This window comes from Porphyrobacter sp. TH134, from assembly GCF_002855495.1.
Lineage (GTDB): Bacteria > Pseudomonadota > Alphaproteobacteria > Sphingomonadales > Sphingomonadaceae > Erythrobacter.
Genome location: NZ_PKRO01000006.1, coordinates 80,347 through 96,484, shown reverse-complemented (window position 1 = coordinate 96,484; position 16,138 = coordinate 80,347). Strand labels below are relative to the sequence as shown.

The window sequence follows — 16,138 nt, the reverse complement described above, 5'->3', positions numbered from 1 at the left end:
CCCAAGCCCGGGCACGGTCCGCCCGTCAAGCGCAGAGTCAGTTCAGGGCAAGTCGGTCGCCGGATCGGGCACGACCTGCTTGCGGAACAGCGCCTTGTCGCCCTCGCCAAACCCGCGTCGCCAGATCACCAGCCCATAGGTGGCGAGCACCGCAGGAATGCCGAAGACCAGCTCCATCCATTCCGGCACCCAGGTAAAGGCATAGCCCACCACAACAGCCGGCGCGGCGGCATAGACCAGCGCCCAGCGCCAATTGCTCACCGGCGCATGGAGCAGGTGCTTCAGAAGCAGCGCCTTGATGAGGCTGGACATGGTCAGCGCAATCAGCAGCGCACCGGCGGCGCCTGCGGCCTGAAATCCGGTTCCCAGTTCATAGCGTTCCGCCGCTTCGATCAGAACGATGGTGAGCACCGCCTGCAACGCGATCACCCCGACCGAAATCGCCAGGTTGCGCTTTCTGGCGATGTAAACCAGCACGCTTTCGGACACGACCGCCATGGATGCGGCGACTTCGGCAGCCAGCAGAAAGGCGAGCGCGGCTGAGCCTGCGACATAGTCTGGCCCCCACAATCCCATCACGGCTTCACTGGGCACGCCCAGCACCAGCGCGATTCCCAGCTGCACGGCAATGATCCAGAACCCCACCTGCCGCACCTGCGCGGCGATGGCGCCCATGTTGCCGATGCGCAGGTTCTTGGTGATGACGGGGGAGAGGATCGGCTCGAAACTGGTTTTCAGCTTTTGCGGCAGGCTGGCGATTTGCTGGGCAGCGTAATAGATCCCCACCACCTGCGGCGGCGCCAGCAGGCCGAGGATGAAGATATCGAGCAGCCGCGTGCCCCGCTCGATGGCATCGGCACCAACCAGCGGGAAGGCCCGGCTCGACATGGCGATCAGCGCGCGCGGTGCCGGTTGCCAGCCCTGAGGCAACCCGTAACTGCGCAGAAACGGCCATAGCGTGAACAATAGACCGGCATAGATCGAGGTGATGTAAGCCAGTGCCAGCCCGCCATCGCGGGTGGCAGGGATGAAAAAGTACACGCCTGCCGCGATGGAAATCGTCCACGGCTCGACAATCGCACGGGTGCGCACAGTGGTGGCGATGTCATAGCGATAGGCCTGCGCGGCCAGCAGGATTTCCGTGATCGCAAAAGCCGGAATGGCCGCGATCAGCCAAATGTCCCACTGGCTGTTCACGCCATTGGGGAACATCGGTTCAGGAAAGGTCAGCAACACCAGCGCCGCGACAGTGGAATAGCCGAGCGCCAGCAACAGTCCGTCGAACACCAGCCGAGCTTCAGCGGCCCGGTTCTCGCCCGCACCATCAGACAAGCGCTGCGCCAGCCCGCGCTTTTCCCCGAGCGAGCAGATCAACGCGACAATCTCGATCAGCACCATCGCCGAGGCAAAGCGACCCAGCGCCTCGGCCCCGTAAAGGCGGGTGGCGATGACGAGGAAGGGGATGCGCGCAATCAGCCGGATCGCAAAGCCTAGAGTATTGGTGCGCCCGCCTTTCGCCAGTGCGGCGAGATCGTCGCTATCGTTGGTCGCTGCGGTCACGCGGCGGCTTCCCGTTCGGCTTTCAGCGGGCGGGCGAGCAATTCGGCCACGACGGCGCATGCGCTCTCACCCTTCAGGATCGCGTCAACTGCCGTGACGATCGGCATGGCCACGCCGCGGGCGGCGGCAAGGTCGGCGAGGACAGGGGCGGTGAACGCTCCTTCGGCCACCGTGCGCCGGTCAGCCAGCAGATCGGCAGCGGCCGCGCCTTCGCCAAGCGCTTTGCCGAGCGCAAAATTGCGGCTGGCGGTGCTGGAACAGGTCAGCACCAGATCGCCGAGACCGCACAGGCCCGCCAGTGTCTCGGCCCGCGCGCCCAGCGCTTCGCCAAAGCGCAGCATCTCGGCATAGCCGCGCGCAATCAGCGCCGCGCGCGCATTCTGGCCCAGTGCAAGGCCGTCCACCACGCCGCAGGCAATGGCGAGCACATTCTTGACCGCGCCGCCAATCTCCGCGCCGGTGACGTCGTCGGAGTAATAGGGCCGGAAGGCCGGGCGGGCGAGGGCGGGGGCGAGCCGCTCCCACTGCGCATTGCCGCCGCCGCAGGCCAGCGTCACAGCCGTGGGCAGGCCGCTGGCGACTTCATGGGCGAAAGTCGGGCCCGACAGCACCGCGATGGCGCTGCCAGGCGAGGCTTCGCGTGCAACATCGTTCATCAGGCGGCCCGAGCCAGCTTCAATGCCCTTGGAACACAACACCAGATTACGGGGCGCGGCGGCGAGGCCTGCCAGCACCCGGCCCAAAACCTGCGCCGGGGTGACCACCAGCACGGTGTCCAGCGCGGCGAGGTCTGCCAGATCGCCCGTGGCGCGGATCGCCGGGGCAAGGTCGGCCGACGGCAGGTAAAGCGGATTGCGGTGATCGGTGTTGATTGCGGCCACCACCTCGGGCTCGAACGCCCACAGCACGACGCCGCGCCCGTCCGAGCTCAGCATCTGCGCGAGCGCGGTGCCCCATGCGCCGGCGCCAATGACGCCGATGGTCTCGCCGCCGCTCATGCCTTGACCCCCGCGCCGCGCACGGTTTCGGCCGCCGGATCGAGCGGCCAGCGCGGCCGGGCCAGAAAATCGAGCGGGTCGCCCGCAAAGTCCGTGCCTGCCTGCCACCCATCCGCCGCCAGCCGCTCGCACCCGGCCCAGGCGATCATCGCGGCATTATCGGTGCATAGCGCCAGCGGCGGGGCGGTGAAGCGCATGGTGTGCTTCGCGGCAAAGGCTTCGAGCGCGCCGCGCACGGTCTGGTTCGCGGCAACCCCGCCCGCCACGACCAGCGCCGGAAACGGCCCAGCGCGTTCCCGCGCCTGGTCGAGCCGATCAATCAGGCAATCGACCGCCGCCTGCTGGAAACTAGCGGCGATATCGGCGGGCGAATGGGCGCCGCTCTCGGCGGCGCGCAGCACCGCGCTTTTCAGCCCGGCAAAGGAGAAATGCGGTTCGGGCGAGCCCTTCAATGGCCGGGGCAGGGGCACCGCTTTGGGATCCCCCTGCAAGGCCAGCCGCTCCACGGCGGGGCCACCGGGATAGCCGAGACCGAGAATTTTCGCGGTCTTGTCAAACGCCTCGCCCAGCGCATCGTCGATCGTGGTCGCCAGCCGCCGATATTGTCCCACGCCCTCCACGGCGAGAATCTGGCAATGCCCCCCCGACACCAGCAGCAGCAGATAGGGAAAGCCGAGCGTGCGGTCAGCCAGCCTAGGGGACAATGCATGGCCTTCCAGATGATTGACCGCCAGCAGCGGTTTGCCGCTTGCCATCGCCAGCGCCTTGGCGCTGACCAGACCGACCATTACTCCGCCGATCAGCCCCGGCCCGGCGGTGGCGGCGATCGCATCGACATCATCAAGGCCAAGGCCGGCCTCGCCCATCACCCGCGCGATCATCGGCGCGAGGCGTTCGGCATGGGCGCGGGCGGCGATTTCGGGGACGACGCCGCCATAGGGGGCGTGCTCTGCCTCCTGACTGGCAATCGCCTGCGCGATGATCGTCCCGTCGCCGCGCACCAGCGCAACGGCAGTTTCATCGCAGCTCGATTCGATACCGAGCACGACCGCCCCAAGCTCTACGGCGTCAGAGGTGTGCGTGACTGATCCCATCTGGCTTCCATCTAGCCTTTGCGCGGGCTAGAGCAAGCACAGCTATGACTGAACCCCAACGAACTGTGCCTCGGCTGCGGCTTGGCACCCGCAATTCCCCGCTGGCCATGGCGCAGGCGGTCGAAACTCGCGCCCGCCTGTGCGCGGCCCACGGCTGGACTGAGGACGCGATCGAACTCGTCCCTGTGCTCGCCAGCGGTGACAAGGTGCTTGACCGGCCCTTGTCCGAAATCGGCGGCAAGGCGCTGTGGACCAAGGAACTGGACCAGTGGCTGGGCGAGGGGCGGATCGACCTGTCGGTGCATTCGGCCAAGGATGTCGAGACGATCCGGCCTGCGGAATTCCACTTCCCCGCCTTCCTGCCGCGCGCTGACCGGCGCGATTGTCTGGTGGGCGCAGCGAGCATCGCGGCCATCCCCGAAGGCGCCGTGGTCGGCACCAGCGCGCCGCGCCGGGCGGCGCAATTGCTCAACCTGCGGCCCGATTGCAAGGTCGTGACCTTTCGCGGCAATGTGGCAACGCGCCTTGCCAAATTGCAGGCGGGGGAGGCTGATGTGACCTTCCTTGCCGCCGCTGGCCTCGAACGGCTGGGGCAAAGTGCAGTTGGCGCGCCGCTGGAACAGGACGAATGGATCCCGGCCGCGGCTCAGGGCGTGATCGCGATCGAATGCCGCGCCGATGATGCCGAAACAACCGCGCTGCTCACCGCGATCGATCACGCGCCGACGCGGGCGGAACTGGAAGCCGAACGCGCGCTGCTCGCCGAATTGGGCGGCACCTGCCATTCGCCGATTGCGGTGCTGTGCGCGCCCGAAGGGAGAGGGCTGGAGATGCGCGCGGCGCTGTTCAGTCCCGACGGGGCCGAGCGGATCGAGGGCAGCGTCCGGTTTGCGCCGGGCAATCATGCGCCGGTCATTACCCTCGCCGCCGATCTCCTCGCCCGGGCAACGCCGGGGATCGCCGCGCATTTCCGCGCCGCGGACCCCGCCAGGGACGGATGAGCTTCCACCTGCTCGCGCTGCGCCCGCAGCCGGGGCTGGCCGCGACTCTGGACAAGGCCCGCGCGCTGGGTCTGGCGATCACGGGCCACGCCCTGTCCGAAATCCGCGCCATTGCCTGGGATTGCCCCGATCCGGCAGGCATTGACGGGCTGCTGATCGGCAGCGCCAATGCGATCCTGCACGGCGGGCCGAACCTTGCCCGGCTGACGGCCAAGCCGGTCTATGCCGTGGGCGAGGCCACCGCCGCCGCCGCCCGCGCGGCCGGGTTTACGGTGGCGCTGACGGGGAGCGGCGGGTTGCAGGGTGTGCTTGATGCCCTTGTTGCCCCCTGCCATCTGCTGCGCATCGCAGGCGAGGAACACGTGCCGCTGACGCCGCCGCCCGGCGTTACCTTTGATGAAGTCATCGCCTATCGCAGCGTCATGCTGCCGCTGGATGGCCAAGCGGGGTTGCTGGCCTCGGGCGAGGCGCTGGTGCTGCTCCATTCGGCGGCAAGCGCGCGGCATTTTGTGCAAGAATGCGACCGGTTAGGTGTCGCGCGGGGCAGTATTTCGCTGGCCGCGCTCGGCCCGCGCATCGCAGAGGCAGCGGGTGAGGGCTGGGCCGCCGTCCACACCGCCAGCCAGCCTGATGAGGCGGCCTTGCTGCAATTGGCATTTGACTTGTGCGCTCAGCCGCGCTCCATTCCGCCATCCCCGCCCCGGCAGCTGTGAATACAGCGCCGGCGAGACAGAAACATGGGTCGCAAGAACGGATTTTGATGGCATCGCAACCGGGACCATCCCCATATGTCACCAGCGTGAAGCGCACGTCGTCGCGCATGCTTATCCTTGCTGCCCTGCTGGCCTTTGCTGCTGGCGGAGCGCTGGTCGGATGGGTGGTGTGGTACAATCTCCAACCTGGCCGGGCCGGTGCGCCGCGCCCCGCGGCAGTGGAGCAATCGGACGCGCCAGCCGCATCAGCTTCGGTGCAGACATTGACCGCTGAGCCGACACCGCTGGCCGCGACCGAGCAAGCGGTGGAGCGCGTGGCTGAACAACAAGGCGGGCTGGATCAGCGGCTGGCGGCTGCCGAACAGCGCCTCACCCAGCTGGATTTGCAGGCGCAGGCCGCAGCTGGCAATGCGGCCCGGGCGGAAAGCCTGTTGATCGCCTTTGCCACCCGCCGCGCGGTCGAGCGCGGAGCGCAGCTGGGCTATCTGGCGGACCAGTTGCGGCTGCGCTTTGGCGACCAGTGGCCCAATGCGGTGGCGAGCATCATCGAGTTTTCGCGCAATCCGATCCGGCTTGATAGTCTCGCAGCGCGGCTGGAGGGCTTGGGGCCTGACCTGCGCGAAACCAGCGAGGGACCGTCCTTCGCCGCGTTCCAGCGCGAGCTCAGCCAATTGTTCGTCGTGCGCCGCCAGACCACGCCTTCGCCCCAACCGCAGCGGCGGATGGAGCGTGCGCGCTGGGCGCTCGAACAGGGGCGCTTTCAGGCAGCCATTGATGAAGTGCGCGGCATGCCCGGCGCGGCCAAGGCCGAAAGCTGGATCGCCGACGCCGAGCGTTACAAAAAGGCGATGGAAGCCCTTGAAGTGATCGAAACCGCCGCTGTGCTCGATCAACGCGGACTGCGCGACGGCGCGGGCAATCCCGTCCGACAGGTCAGCCCGCTGGTTAGGCCCTGAGCATTCAGGCTCTGAGAATCGCGGGCAAATCCCCCGACACGCCGCGCGCCTCGTCCATGAAGAAATCCTTCAGCATCGGGGTGCGCTGCACGGCTGCCATGCCCAGCCGCCGCACCGCGCTCGCCGTTTTGCCGGGAACGCCAAACAACCGGGTCAGACCGTCGGTTGCCAGCGCCACCATGAAACTGTCCAGCCCGCGCCACGTCTCGTACCGCTTGAGCAATTCCGCATCGCCCGGATCAAGTCCCAGCCGCGCGCCATCGCTCAGCACTTCGACCAGCGCGCCCACGTCGCGCAGGCCAAGATTAAGGCCTTGGCCGGCAATCGGGTGAATGCCGTGCGCGCTATCGCCCACCAGCACCAGACGTTCGGCGGTGATCTTGGCGGTGTGATGGAAGCCCAGCGGCCAGCTTGACCGGTGACCGACAGTCTTCACCTGGCCCAGGACACCGCCCATGCGCTTTTCGATCTCGGCCAGAAACGCCCGGTCGCCCAGCTTCATCACGCCCGCGCCGTCCGCTTCGGACACCGTCCACACCAGCGAGGAACGGTGCGTGCCATCGGCATCATCGTTCAGCGGCAGCAAGGCGAATGGTCCGGCGGGATAGAAGATTTCCCAGGCGACATTGCCGTGCGGCTTTTCGTGGGTCAGCCCGGCGATGATCGCGCGGTGCTTGTAATCCCACTTGGCGATCGGAATGCCGGCCTGATCGCGCGTCGGCGATTGGCGGCCTTCAGCGGCGACCATCAACCGGCCTTTCAGCTTCTGGCCGTCTGCCAGCGTTGCAGCCACGCCATATTCGCTGCGCTGGCGCCCGGTCACATGGGCCTTGGCGATCCAATTGATGAGCGGTTCCTGCGCTGCCGCTTCGAATAGCGCCAGACGCAGGCGGCGGTTGGGGAACATCCGGCCCAGGGTGCCGCCGCCTGCGCCGGGCTGGAAATCGAGGCGGCCGGGCTTGTTCTGATCGGTGACCGCAATGCTGGCGATATCGCAGGCGAATTGTTCGAGCCCTGCGGCAATCCCGATATTTTCAAACAAGTGCCAGCTTGCGGTCGAGATCGCGGTGGCGCGGTCATCGAATCCTTCGGCGGTCAGTTCGGCCGGGTCGGCGCGGTCGATCACGTGCGACGACATGCCGCGTTTTGCCGCGGCCAGCGCCAGCGTCATCCCCACCAGCCCTCCGCCAAGGATTACAAGGTCGCGGGTGTCGTTGGCAGGCTGTGTCACCGTGTCGGCTCCGATTGCGAAGTGTAGGCCATAAGCCTAGAGGGCTATCCGTGTCCCGCGCAAGAAACTTCCCGCTTCCAGTCCGTCAATTGCTTGCATGGTGGCTTGCGCTTGTCGCAAGCCTAATGCTGGCAGGTGCGGTGCAGGCGCAAGAGGTCGCCGTACCGACAGAAGCGCGGTACGGCGACGGCAATATCGCGGTGGAACTGTTCGCCGATGGGGCGCCGCAAGCGGGCGGGGAATGGATGCTTGCGCTGCGGTTCACGCCCAAGTCTGGCGAATGGCATGGGTACTGGTCAAACCCGGGCGATGCGGGGCAGGGGATGCGCCTGTTCCTTGATCTGCCGGAACGCTGGCAGATGGGCGCGCCGATCTATCCTGTGCCCAAGCGGCTGACGATCAGCGGGCTGATGAACCACGTTTATGAGGGCACTTATACGGTGCTGGTGCCGGTGACGGTGCCTGCCGGGGCAGATGTGACAACAACGCCGCGCGTCACCGGCCATGTCGAATATCTCGCCTGCACCGATCAGATCTGCGTGCCGCAGGACAAGCTGCTCACCGCGCGCACCGGCGGCGATTTTGCGCGCTGGCGGGCCGAGGTCGCGCCCCAGCTGACAGCGCCGTCGCGGTTTGATGTGGGGCGCAAGGTGCTGCGGCTGGCGATCCCGCTTCCCGCCGGCGTCGATCTGCCCGATCCGCATGTCTTCATCAGCAACGAAAACCTCGTCGATTACGCCGCGCCGCAGGAATTCCGGCGGGTGGGCGATGTGCTGACCGTCACCATCCCGCTAGCCGAATACCGCGCCGACAGCCCGAGCGCGGTGGGTGGTTTGCTGGCGTTCGGCGAGGCGGCAGGGGTGGCGTTCGGCGCGATCCCCGGCGACGTGCCAACCGGCGGCGAGGTGATCGCCGGGCCGAAGTCTGCGCCAATTCCGCCGCTGTGGACACTGATCCTCGGCGCGCTGGCGGGCGGCTTGCTACTCAACATCATGCCTTGCGTCTTCCCGATCCTCAGCCTGAAAGCGTTGGCGCTCGCCCGCGCAGGCGAAAGCGAAGCGCGCGCGCGGGCTGAAGGGCTCGCGTACACCGCGGGCGTGGTGCTCGCCTGCATCGCCTTGGGCGCGCTGCTGCTGGCCTTGCGTGCGGCGGGCGAGCAGGTGGGCTGGGCGTTCCAGTTGCAGGAGCCGGGCGTAGTGGTTGCTCTGTTGGTACTGGCCGCCGCGATCACCGCGAATTTCGCCGGATTGTTCGAACTGCCCGCCGTCTCGGTCAGCATGGGGGGCGAGCGCACGGGTGCTTTTGCCACCGGATTGCTCGCCGCTTTCGTCGCCACGCCCTGCACCGGGCCGTTCATGGCGGCAGCGCTGGGCGCGGCGCTGCTGCTGCCGACGGCGCAGGCGCTGCTGCTGTTTGCTGTGCTGGGGCTGGGGCTGGCGCTGCCATTCCTGCTGCTCGGCTTCGTGCCGCCGCTGCGCCGGATGCTGCCCAAGCCCGGCGCGTGGATGGAGCGGTTCCGCCGGATCATGGCGCTCCCGATGGCACTGACCGCGCTGGCGCTGTTGTGGCTGGTGGTGCAGCTGGGCGGTCGGCCCTCCGGCCTGATCGCGCTGTTGCTGGTGGCAGGCGTGGTGCTGGCGCTGTTCGTGGTGGGCAAGCTGCAACGCGGCGGCAAGATGGCCTGGCCTGCCTTCGGGCTGATTGCTGCGCCGTTCGTGGCCTTTGCGGCGATTGCGCTGCCATCCGTCTATGAGGCCAAGGGCAGCGAGGCCAAGGCCAGCATCCACAATCCGCAAAGCTTCAGCGCCGATGCCCTCGCCAAGGCGCGCGCGTCGGGCAAGCCGGTGTTCTTGTGGTTCACCGCCGACTGGTGTGTCACCTGCAAGGTCAACGAAGCCGCAGCGATCGAGCGCGAGAGCGTGGCCGAAGCATTCCGCGCCGCGGGCGTGGTGACGATGGTGGGCGACTGGACCGTACGCGATCCTGCCATCACGGCTTTCCTGACAGAGCAGGGCGCAGCGGGCGTGCCGCTGTACCTGTGGTATGCGCCGGGTGCGTCAGCGCCCCAGCAACTGCCGCAGGTGCTTACGCCTGATCTGCTGGAGCAACAGGCGCGCCGGCCGTCTCCTGCCCCGAGCCCCGGCACGCGCTGACCAGCGCCATCGGCAAGGGGCTGGGGTTGAGCCGCACCAGCCCTGCACCGGGCACCGTCACGGTCGCCTCGCGCGCGGGTTTCAACGCCTCCCATTGCGGCATCGTGGCCGGGACCTCGCCCTGCCACAGCCGCTGCGGGCCGATCTGCACCGCATCGACCGGAAAGCGCCCAATCCAGCCATTGCCGATCAGCGCCAGCAGGGCCGATGCGCCCTCGTCTGCGGGGGCGTGCCGGGTGATCTTGATGCGCGCTTCGGGCTTGCCCGGCGCAAGGCATTCCAGCGCAATCATTACGGGCTTGCCCGGCACGCCGTAGACGAGCCGCAGCGGCGTGCCCGCGCCGGCCCAGACAGCGCCGGTGGTATCGGGCGAAGGCAAAGGCTCGGACGGCCCGCTGGTGGGGGCCAGCAGCGACACCCGCGCCACCGCCGCATCGCTGGGCGGCGGTTTGCACCCGGCCAGCGTTGCCGCCAGCATCAGGACTGCGGACAAGGCCGGTCGTGGGATCATCGCGCGCGGATAAAGGCGCGGATGTCAGCCGAAAGCTTGGCGCGGTCTTCGTCGCGGATATACATCATGTGACCCGCATCGTAATATTCAAAGGTCAGGCGATCCTGCGGAATGCCGGTGCGCTTCAGTGAATATTCTGCCCCGAAAAAGGGCGTGGCAAAATCATACCAGCCTTGCGCGTTGAACACGCGCAGCTGCGAATTCTGCCGCAGCGCCTTGCCGATCAGCGGCGCGACATTGAGGTATGATCCGCGCCCGGGCCCTTCGAGGCTCCAGTCCCAGTTTCGCCCAGGTTCGCGCCCGATCGACTGGTATTCGCGGTCCGTCTTGTAACCCAGCGTCTCGCGCGCCCAGCTGTTGATTGCGGCGGTGTAGCCGGCGTCGATGCCGTAGAAGCTGGGGTCGTTGTCGGGCGTTTCGCCGGCATTGTCATAATCGCGCCCGGTGTAGCGGGAATCGAGCCGGCCGACCGTGAGCCCGCGGTCGCGCAGCAGCTCCTTGTAGAACCGCTGGTCGGTCACGCGCAGGTCGGCTTGATCGAGATAGGTTTCCGACAGGCCGGTCAGGCGCGAGAGTTCCTTGCGTACGGCGGCACGTTCCTCGGCGGGCAGATCCTGCCCCTTCAGCAATGCGGTTGCAAACGGTCCGATCGCAAAGCGGCGCGCCTCTTCAGCCACGGCTTCGACCGATGCGCCTTGCACCTTGCCGTGGAAATAGGCCGCTGTCGCCATGTTGGGCAGCATCATGACATAGGCCATTTCGTTGCCGGGCGTCGTATCCTCCACCCCGAAATCGAGGATGGTGGAGACGAGAATCAGACCGTTGAGGCCAACGTCGTTATAGGTGCTGCCCTCCAGCTCGTCCGCCACCATTGCCGTGCGGGTGGTGCCATAGCTTTCGCCGCCGAGGTATTTGGGGCTGTTCCAGCGGCCGTTATCGTTGATCCAGCGCCGGATCACTTTGGCGATGGCGCGGCCATCCTGCTTGAGGCCGTAATATTTCTTGGGATCGGTGCCCTGCGTCAGATAGCTGAAGCCTGTGCCCGGCGGGTCGATGAAGACGAGATCGGCGACATCGAGCAGGCTGTCGGGGTTGTCGAGCAGCGGATAGGGCGGTGCGCCATCGTCCCGCGCGTCGGAAGGGATCGCCACGCGCTTCGGCCCGAAGGCACCCATCTGCAACCACACCGAGCCTGAACCCGGCCCGCCATTATAGATGAAGAACACCGGGCGGGTCGGGTCCGCCGGGGTCTTCACATAAGAGGTGGTGACGATCACCGCCTCGGCCTTGCCCTCGTCGCTTTCAAGGATCGTGTCGGCAATGGTCGCGCGGTAGCTGATCGCACGGCCGCCAAAGGTGCCGCTGAGGTCGCGGGTGCGGACTTGCGGCGCGGGGGCTGCAGGCGCCGGCTTGGCAGTGGCCTCAGCCTTGGGCGCGTCCTGCGCGATGGTGGGAGCAGTAAGGGCGAGCGTGCTGGCTGCGGCGAGCAGGCCAAGGAATCGTGTGGTCATGGCGTGAGGGTTGGCAGGGTTGCGGGCAGGGTTCAAGCCCTGCGGGGCTCAGGCGTAGATCGCCGGACGATAACGTGGTTCGGGAACCGGCAGGCCGCGTTCCAGAGCGGTTTCGATCCAAAGCGAAATCGCAACTTCTGCCTCGGTCGTCGCTTCGGTAGGCGTATCGCCATGCGCCGAGCAACCGCGCAAGTCAGGAACGTCGGCAATCCAGCAATCGTCTTCCTGCGACCAGAACACGTTGATATGATAGTGGGGCTGCGTCATCGGCCCGATTGTAGTCCGTACTCCTCGACATAGGCAAGAAATAGCTTCACCTGATATGGCTTCGCGTCTGAGCCGCGCGGCTGGATTACCAGCAGTTCTGGGCACTCGTCATGCGCGTAGGAGCGATGGCTGCCCTTTGTGCGGATGTGCTGCCATCCATGGGACTCGATCAACCGGACAAAATCACGGTAAGCAATGATCTGGCTCGGATTGTCGAGCAGGGATCGGAATAGCTTGTCGGGTCGGGTCATGACTGCCTCTAAGGTTTCGTGAGGCATAATCGGTTAGCCAAAGACTCCCGTCAATTTGCCTTCCCTAAAACCAGAGTGAACCAGCCCCTCTAAGGCTTCCCGCCCATCCGCTTCGCCCGCATCTTCCCATACCGCGTCTTCCTCGTCCCCGGCTTGCCCTCGTTGCTGCGCCCGACAATCGGTGCGCGCTTCTGGTCGTCGGGCAGGCCCAGCTCATCCGCTTCCAGCCGCCGGATTTCGTCGCGCAGGCGGCCTGCTTCCTCGAATTCGAGGTTCGCCGCCGCGTCGCGCATCCGCTTTTCGAGGTCTTCGATGTAGCTTCTGAGGTTGTGACCAACCAGGTTGTTGCGCTCCGGATCGCCGGTTTCCACCAGCACGCTGTCCTGCGCGGCGGAGTGCGCGACGATGTCGTGGATGTTGCGCTTGATCGTGGTTGGGGTGATGCCGTGTTCGGCGTTATAGGCCTCCTGCTTCGAGCGGCGCCGGTCGGTTTCAGCCAACGCCCGTTCCATGCTTCCGGTGATGCGGTCGGCGTAGAGGATCACCCGGCCATCGACATTGCGCGCTGCGCGGCCGATGGTCTGGATCAGCGAGGTTTCGCTGCGCAGAAACCCTTCCTTGTCCGCGTCCAGAATCGCCACCAGCCCGCATTCGGGAATGTCGAGGCCTTCGCGCAGCAGGTTGATCCCGATCAGCACGTCATAGACGCCAAGCCTGAGGTCACGGATCAGTTCGATACGCTCCAGCGTTTCGACGTCCGAGTGCATATACCGCACGCGCACGCCCGCCTCGTGCATAAATTCAGTGAGGTCCTCGGCCATCCGCTTGGTCAGGGTGGTGACCAGCGTGCGGTAACCCTTGGCGGCGGTGGCTTTGCATTCGACGATGCAGTCCTGCACCTGATCTTCCACCGGGCGGATTTCCACCGGCGGGTCGATCAGGCCGGTGGGACGGATCACCTGCTCGGCAAAGACGCCGCCGGTCTGGTCCATTTCCCAGTGGCCGGGTGTCGCGCTAACCGCAAAGGTCTGCGGGCGCATCGCGTCCCATTCGTTGAAGCGCAAGGGGCGGTTGTCGATGCAACTGGGCAGGCGGAAGCCATATTCGGCGAGCGTCAGCTTGCGGCGGTGGTCCCCCTTCGCCATTGCGCCGATCTGCGGCACGGTCTGGTGGCTTTCATCGACGAACAGCAGGGCGTTTTCGGGGAGGTATTCAAACAAGGTTGGCGGCGGTTCGCCCGGCAGGCGGCCGGTGAGAAAGCGGCTGTAGTTCTCGATCCCTGCGCATGAGCCAGTGGCCGCGATCATCTCAAGGTCGAAATGCGTGCGCTGTTCCAGCCGCTGGCGTTCGAGCAGCTTGCCCTCCGCCTCCAGCTCCTTGAGCCGTTCCTCCAGCTCGAACTTGATGGCGGCGGCCGCCTGTTTCATTGTCGGGCCGGGCGTCACATAGTGCGAATTGGCATAGACCCGCACCTTCTCCAGCGCCGCCCCCTTGGTGCCGGTCAGCGGATCGAATTCGGAGATCGCCTCGATCTCGTCCCCGAAGAAGCTGACCCGCCAGGCCATGTCCTCATAGTGCGAGGGGAAGATTTCAAGGCTGTCCCCGCGCACCCGGAAGTTGCCGCGGGTGAAGGCGGCGTCGTTGCGCTTGTATTGCAGGGCGACGAGCTTGCGGATCAACTCGCGCTGGTCGACCGTCTCACCCACCTTGATGTCGAAGATCATCGCCGAATAGGTCTCGACCGATCCGATCCCGTAAAGGCACGACACCGAGGCGACGATGATCACGTCGTCGCGTTCCAGCAGCGCACGGGTGGCCGAGTGGCGCATCCGGTCGATCGCCTCGTTTACGCTCGACTCCTTCTCGATGTAGGTGTCCGAGCGCGGAACATAGGCTTCGGGCTGGTAGTAATCGTAGTAGCTGACGAAATATTCGACCGCGTTTTCGGGGAAGAAACTCTTGAATTCTCCGTATAATTGTGCGGCGAGGATTTTGTTGGGGGCAAGGATCAGGGCGGGGCGTTGCAGCGTCTCGATCACCTTGGCCATGGTGAAGGTCTTACCGCTCCCGGTCACGCCCAGCAGCACCTGCGTCTTATCGCCCGCCAGCGCGCTTTCGGTTAACTCTTTGATCGCGGTCGGCTGATCGCCCGCAGGCTCGTAGTCTGACACCAGCTTGAACGGGATGCCGCCCATCGACTTGTCGGGGCGTTGCGGACGGTGGGGAGTGAAGTCCGCGCCCGTTTCGGGCTCGTCCAACCCCCTGCGGATTACGAGTTCGGCCATGCCTGAACATATGTAGCCGCAGCGCTCGAATGTGAAGGGCTGCGCAGGCAGGCTTTTATGCGCTATGACCGCGCCAACGGGGCAGGCCCGCGAGCAGGAGAGCATAATGAAGCGGATTATCACAGCGGCAACCGGCATAGTGCTGCTGGCTGCCTGTTCAGGCGGCAACACCGATGCTGATGGCAACGGCGAAATCAGCGCGAATGAAGTCGCCGCCAAGGCCAAGGCCGAAATCCCCAAGCCGCAGGCAGGCCTTTACAAGACGACCGTGACGATGACCGGGCTCGACATCCCCGGCCTGCCGCCTGAGATGAAGGGGCATGGCGCGGGAATGACGACCACGACCGAAGACTGCATGACCCAGGCCGAGGTCGACAAGGGCTTTGAGGAACTGGTCAAGCAAGGCCAGGATGGGGAATGCACCTACGAACGCTTCGATCTGGCCGATGGCAAGCTTGATGCGGTGATGAATTGCAAGGCCGATGGCCGCATTGCGCGGATGGAAATGGCGGGCACCACCACCACGACCGGCGCCGATCTGACAGCCAAGATGGCGATGGAATTCGACGGCGCCGGCAAGGGCACCATGTCGTTCAGCGCGAAGCATGAACGCATTGGCGACTGCCCGGCAAAATAGCGCGCGTGTCAGGTCCATTACAATTGTTACACTTCAGGGAACATTCATCCTGATCGTGGCTTGATCGCGTACATGGTTTCGCTGCGTTTTGTCCCTGAACGGCCCCGTCTGCCCGCCCCGCTGGTCGCTGCTGCGACGGCAGCCGGCGCGCAGGCGCAGCAGGCCTTTGCCGCAAGCGCCTTTGTGCGCCGGGTGGCGCTGGCGCGGGAAGCCTGCCCGGAAGAATTCGAGGCAGGCAAGCCCCGGCTGGTGCGGATGCTGGGCGAAGCGGATGTATTGTTAGAGCCGCTGCGTCGTCCGCGTCGCAAGCTCGATATTTCCGCCACTGCCAACCCGCAGGTGGTGATGATCCTGCCCGGCTTTGCCACCCACCCTATGCGAATGCGCTATCTCGCCCGCCAGCTTGAGGCAGCAGGCCATATAGCCAAGCGCTGGGGGCTAGGCTTCAACTGGGGGCCGAACGAGGAAAACTTCGCAGCGCTCGAAGCGCGGTTGCTGGAACTGCATGCCCGGCACGGCCGCAAGGTGGTCATGGTCGGCTGGAGCCTCGGTGGTCTCTACGCGCGCGAATTGGCCAAGCGTCAGCCGCACGCGGTCGCCAAGGTTATCTCGATGGGCTCGCCGTTCAGCGGCTCTCCGCGCGCCAATAATGTCTGGCGCGCGTACCAGTTTATCACCGGCCATTCGGTCGATGCACCGCCGGTCGCTGCCGAGCTTGCGGTCAAACCGCCGGTTGAAACGGTGGCGCTGTGGAGCGCCAATGATGGCGTGATTGCGCCGCGTTGCGCCGCCGGGCGCGCAGGCGAGCGTGACCGGTCGGTTCGGCTGCGCTGCACGCACATGGGCTTTACCTATGATCCGCAGGCCATCGTTGCCGTGCTCGGCGAGCTTGAGACGACCCGCGCCTGATCCTTTCGCTGCGATCTTGCGCAAAATGATGCAGGCGCTTTCCTTTTGCAAAACGCCGGTT

The 16,138-nt window shown here is 65.9% G+C and carries 15 protein-coding genes; 6 read left to right on the top strand and 9 right to left on the bottom strand.

What is annotated here, in order from left to right; genetic code table 11:
* Positions 1-42: 42 nt before the first annotated feature.
* Genes C0V72_RS04700 through tsaD form a run of 3 tightly spaced genes read right to left on the bottom strand, consistent with a single transcriptional unit; the run spans position 43 to position 3,652 of the window.
* On the bottom strand, positions 43-1,620 hold the full coding sequence (locus tag C0V72_RS04700) for a lipopolysaccharide biosynthesis protein (protein ID WP_442792553.1): 1,578 nt from the start codon (positions 1,618-1,620) through the stop codon (positions 43-45).
* Positions 1,557-2,558 carry an NAD(P)H-dependent glycerol-3-phosphate dehydrogenase gene (locus tag C0V72_RS04695; protein WP_101792064.1) on the bottom strand — a complete coding sequence of 334 codons (1,002 nt, stop codon included), beginning with the start codon at positions 2,556-2,558 and terminating at the stop codon, positions 1,557-1,559. Before C0V72_RS04695 ends, C0V72_RS04700 begins: the two co-directional genes overlap by 64 nt.
* The gene (gene tsaD, locus C0V72_RS04690) at positions 2,555-3,652 is read right to left on the bottom strand and encodes a tRNA (adenosine(37)-N6)-threonylcarbamoyltransferase complex transferase subunit TsaD (RefSeq protein WP_101792063.1); all 1,098 of its coding nucleotides are present in this window, start codon (positions 3,650-3,652) and stop codon (positions 2,555-2,557) included. The genes C0V72_RS04695 and tsaD overlap by 4 nt, the downstream gene beginning before the upstream one ends.
* 44 nt (positions 3,653-3,696) lie before the next feature.
* Between tsaD and hemC the strand changes: the two genes are divergently transcribed.
* From hemC to C0V72_RS04675, 3 genes are all read left to right on the top strand, one after another.
* Entirely contained in the window at positions 3,697-4,653 is a 957-nt protein-coding gene (gene hemC, locus C0V72_RS04685; RefSeq protein WP_101792062.1) for a hydroxymethylbilane synthase, read from the top strand.
* The gene (locus C0V72_RS04680) at positions 4,650-5,366 is read left to right on the top strand and encodes a uroporphyrinogen-III synthase (protein ID WP_101792061.1); all 717 of its coding nucleotides are present in this window, start codon (positions 4,650-4,652) and stop codon (positions 5,364-5,366) included. The genes hemC and C0V72_RS04680 overlap by 4 nt, the downstream gene beginning before the upstream one ends.
* A 107-nt stretch (positions 5,367-5,473) precedes the next feature.
* A complete protein-coding gene (locus tag C0V72_RS04675; RefSeq protein ID WP_101792060.1) occupies positions 5,474-6,322 on the top strand; it encodes a hypothetical protein in 849 nt (282 codons plus the stop codon).
* Between the two features lie 4 nt (positions 6,323-6,326).
* On the opposite strand, the gene C0V72_RS04670 is transcribed toward C0V72_RS04675, so the two are convergent.
* Complete coding sequence (locus C0V72_RS04670; RefSeq protein ID WP_101792059.1) at positions 6,327-7,553, bottom strand: UbiH/UbiF/VisC/COQ6 family ubiquinone biosynthesis hydroxylase; 1,227 nt, start codon at positions 7,551-7,553, stop codon at positions 6,327-6,329.
* A gap of 50 nt (positions 7,554-7,603) precedes the next feature.
* Here C0V72_RS04670 and C0V72_RS04665 point away from each other — a divergent pair, with 50 nt between their 5' ends.
* Positions 7,604-9,706, top strand: a complete 2,103-nt coding sequence (locus C0V72_RS04665) for a protein-disulfide reductase DsbD family protein (RefSeq protein ID WP_101792058.1) — start codon at positions 7,604-7,606, stop codon at positions 9,704-9,706.
* Here the strand turns inward: C0V72_RS04665 and C0V72_RS04660 are convergent.
* From C0V72_RS04660 to uvrB, 5 genes are all read right to left on the bottom strand, one after another.
* Positions 9,639-10,199 carry a hypothetical protein gene (locus C0V72_RS04660; RefSeq protein WP_143704525.1) on the bottom strand — a complete coding sequence of 187 codons (561 nt, stop codon included), beginning with the start codon at positions 10,197-10,199 and terminating at the stop codon, positions 9,639-9,641. The two genes, C0V72_RS04665 and C0V72_RS04660, sit on opposite strands and share 68 nt — an antisense overlap.
* Positions 10,200-10,213: 14 nt before the next feature.
* Positions 10,214-11,728 carry a S10 family peptidase gene (locus tag C0V72_RS04655; protein ID WP_101792056.1) on the bottom strand — a complete coding sequence of 505 codons (1,515 nt, stop codon included), beginning with the start codon at positions 11,726-11,728 and terminating at the stop codon, positions 10,214-10,216.
* Between the two features lie 48 nt (positions 11,729-11,776).
* The gene (locus tag C0V72_RS04650) at positions 11,777-11,995 is read right to left on the bottom strand and encodes a type II toxin-antitoxin system HicB family antitoxin (protein ID WP_101792055.1); all 219 of its coding nucleotides are present in this window, start codon (positions 11,993-11,995) and stop codon (positions 11,777-11,779) included.
* Positions 11,992-12,246 (bottom strand): type II toxin-antitoxin system HicA family toxin, encoded by a 255-nt coding sequence (locus tag C0V72_RS04645; protein ID WP_101792096.1) that lies wholly within the window; start codon positions 12,244-12,246, stop codon positions 11,992-11,994. The genes C0V72_RS04650 and C0V72_RS04645 overlap by 4 nt, the downstream gene beginning before the upstream one ends.
* 89 nt (positions 12,247-12,335) lie before the next feature.
* On the bottom strand, positions 12,336-14,531 hold the full coding sequence (uvrB, locus tag C0V72_RS04640; protein ID WP_101792054.1) for an excinuclease ABC subunit UvrB: 2,196 nt from the start codon (positions 14,529-14,531) through the stop codon (positions 12,336-12,338).
* A 106-nt stretch (positions 14,532-14,637) separates the two neighbouring features.
* On the opposite strand from uvrB, the gene C0V72_RS04635 reads away from it, so the two are divergent.
* Complete coding sequence (locus tag C0V72_RS04635; RefSeq protein WP_172438904.1) at positions 14,638-15,168, top strand: DUF3617 domain-containing protein; 531 nt, start codon at positions 14,638-14,640, stop codon at positions 15,166-15,168.
* 72 nt (positions 15,169-15,240) lie between these two features.
* Positions 15,241-16,077: an esterase/lipase family protein gene (locus C0V72_RS04630; protein WP_101792052.1), complete on the top strand. Its 837-nt coding sequence runs from the start codon at positions 15,241-15,243 to the stop codon at positions 16,075-16,077.
* The last annotated feature ends 61 nt before the right edge of the window (positions 16,078-16,138 follow it).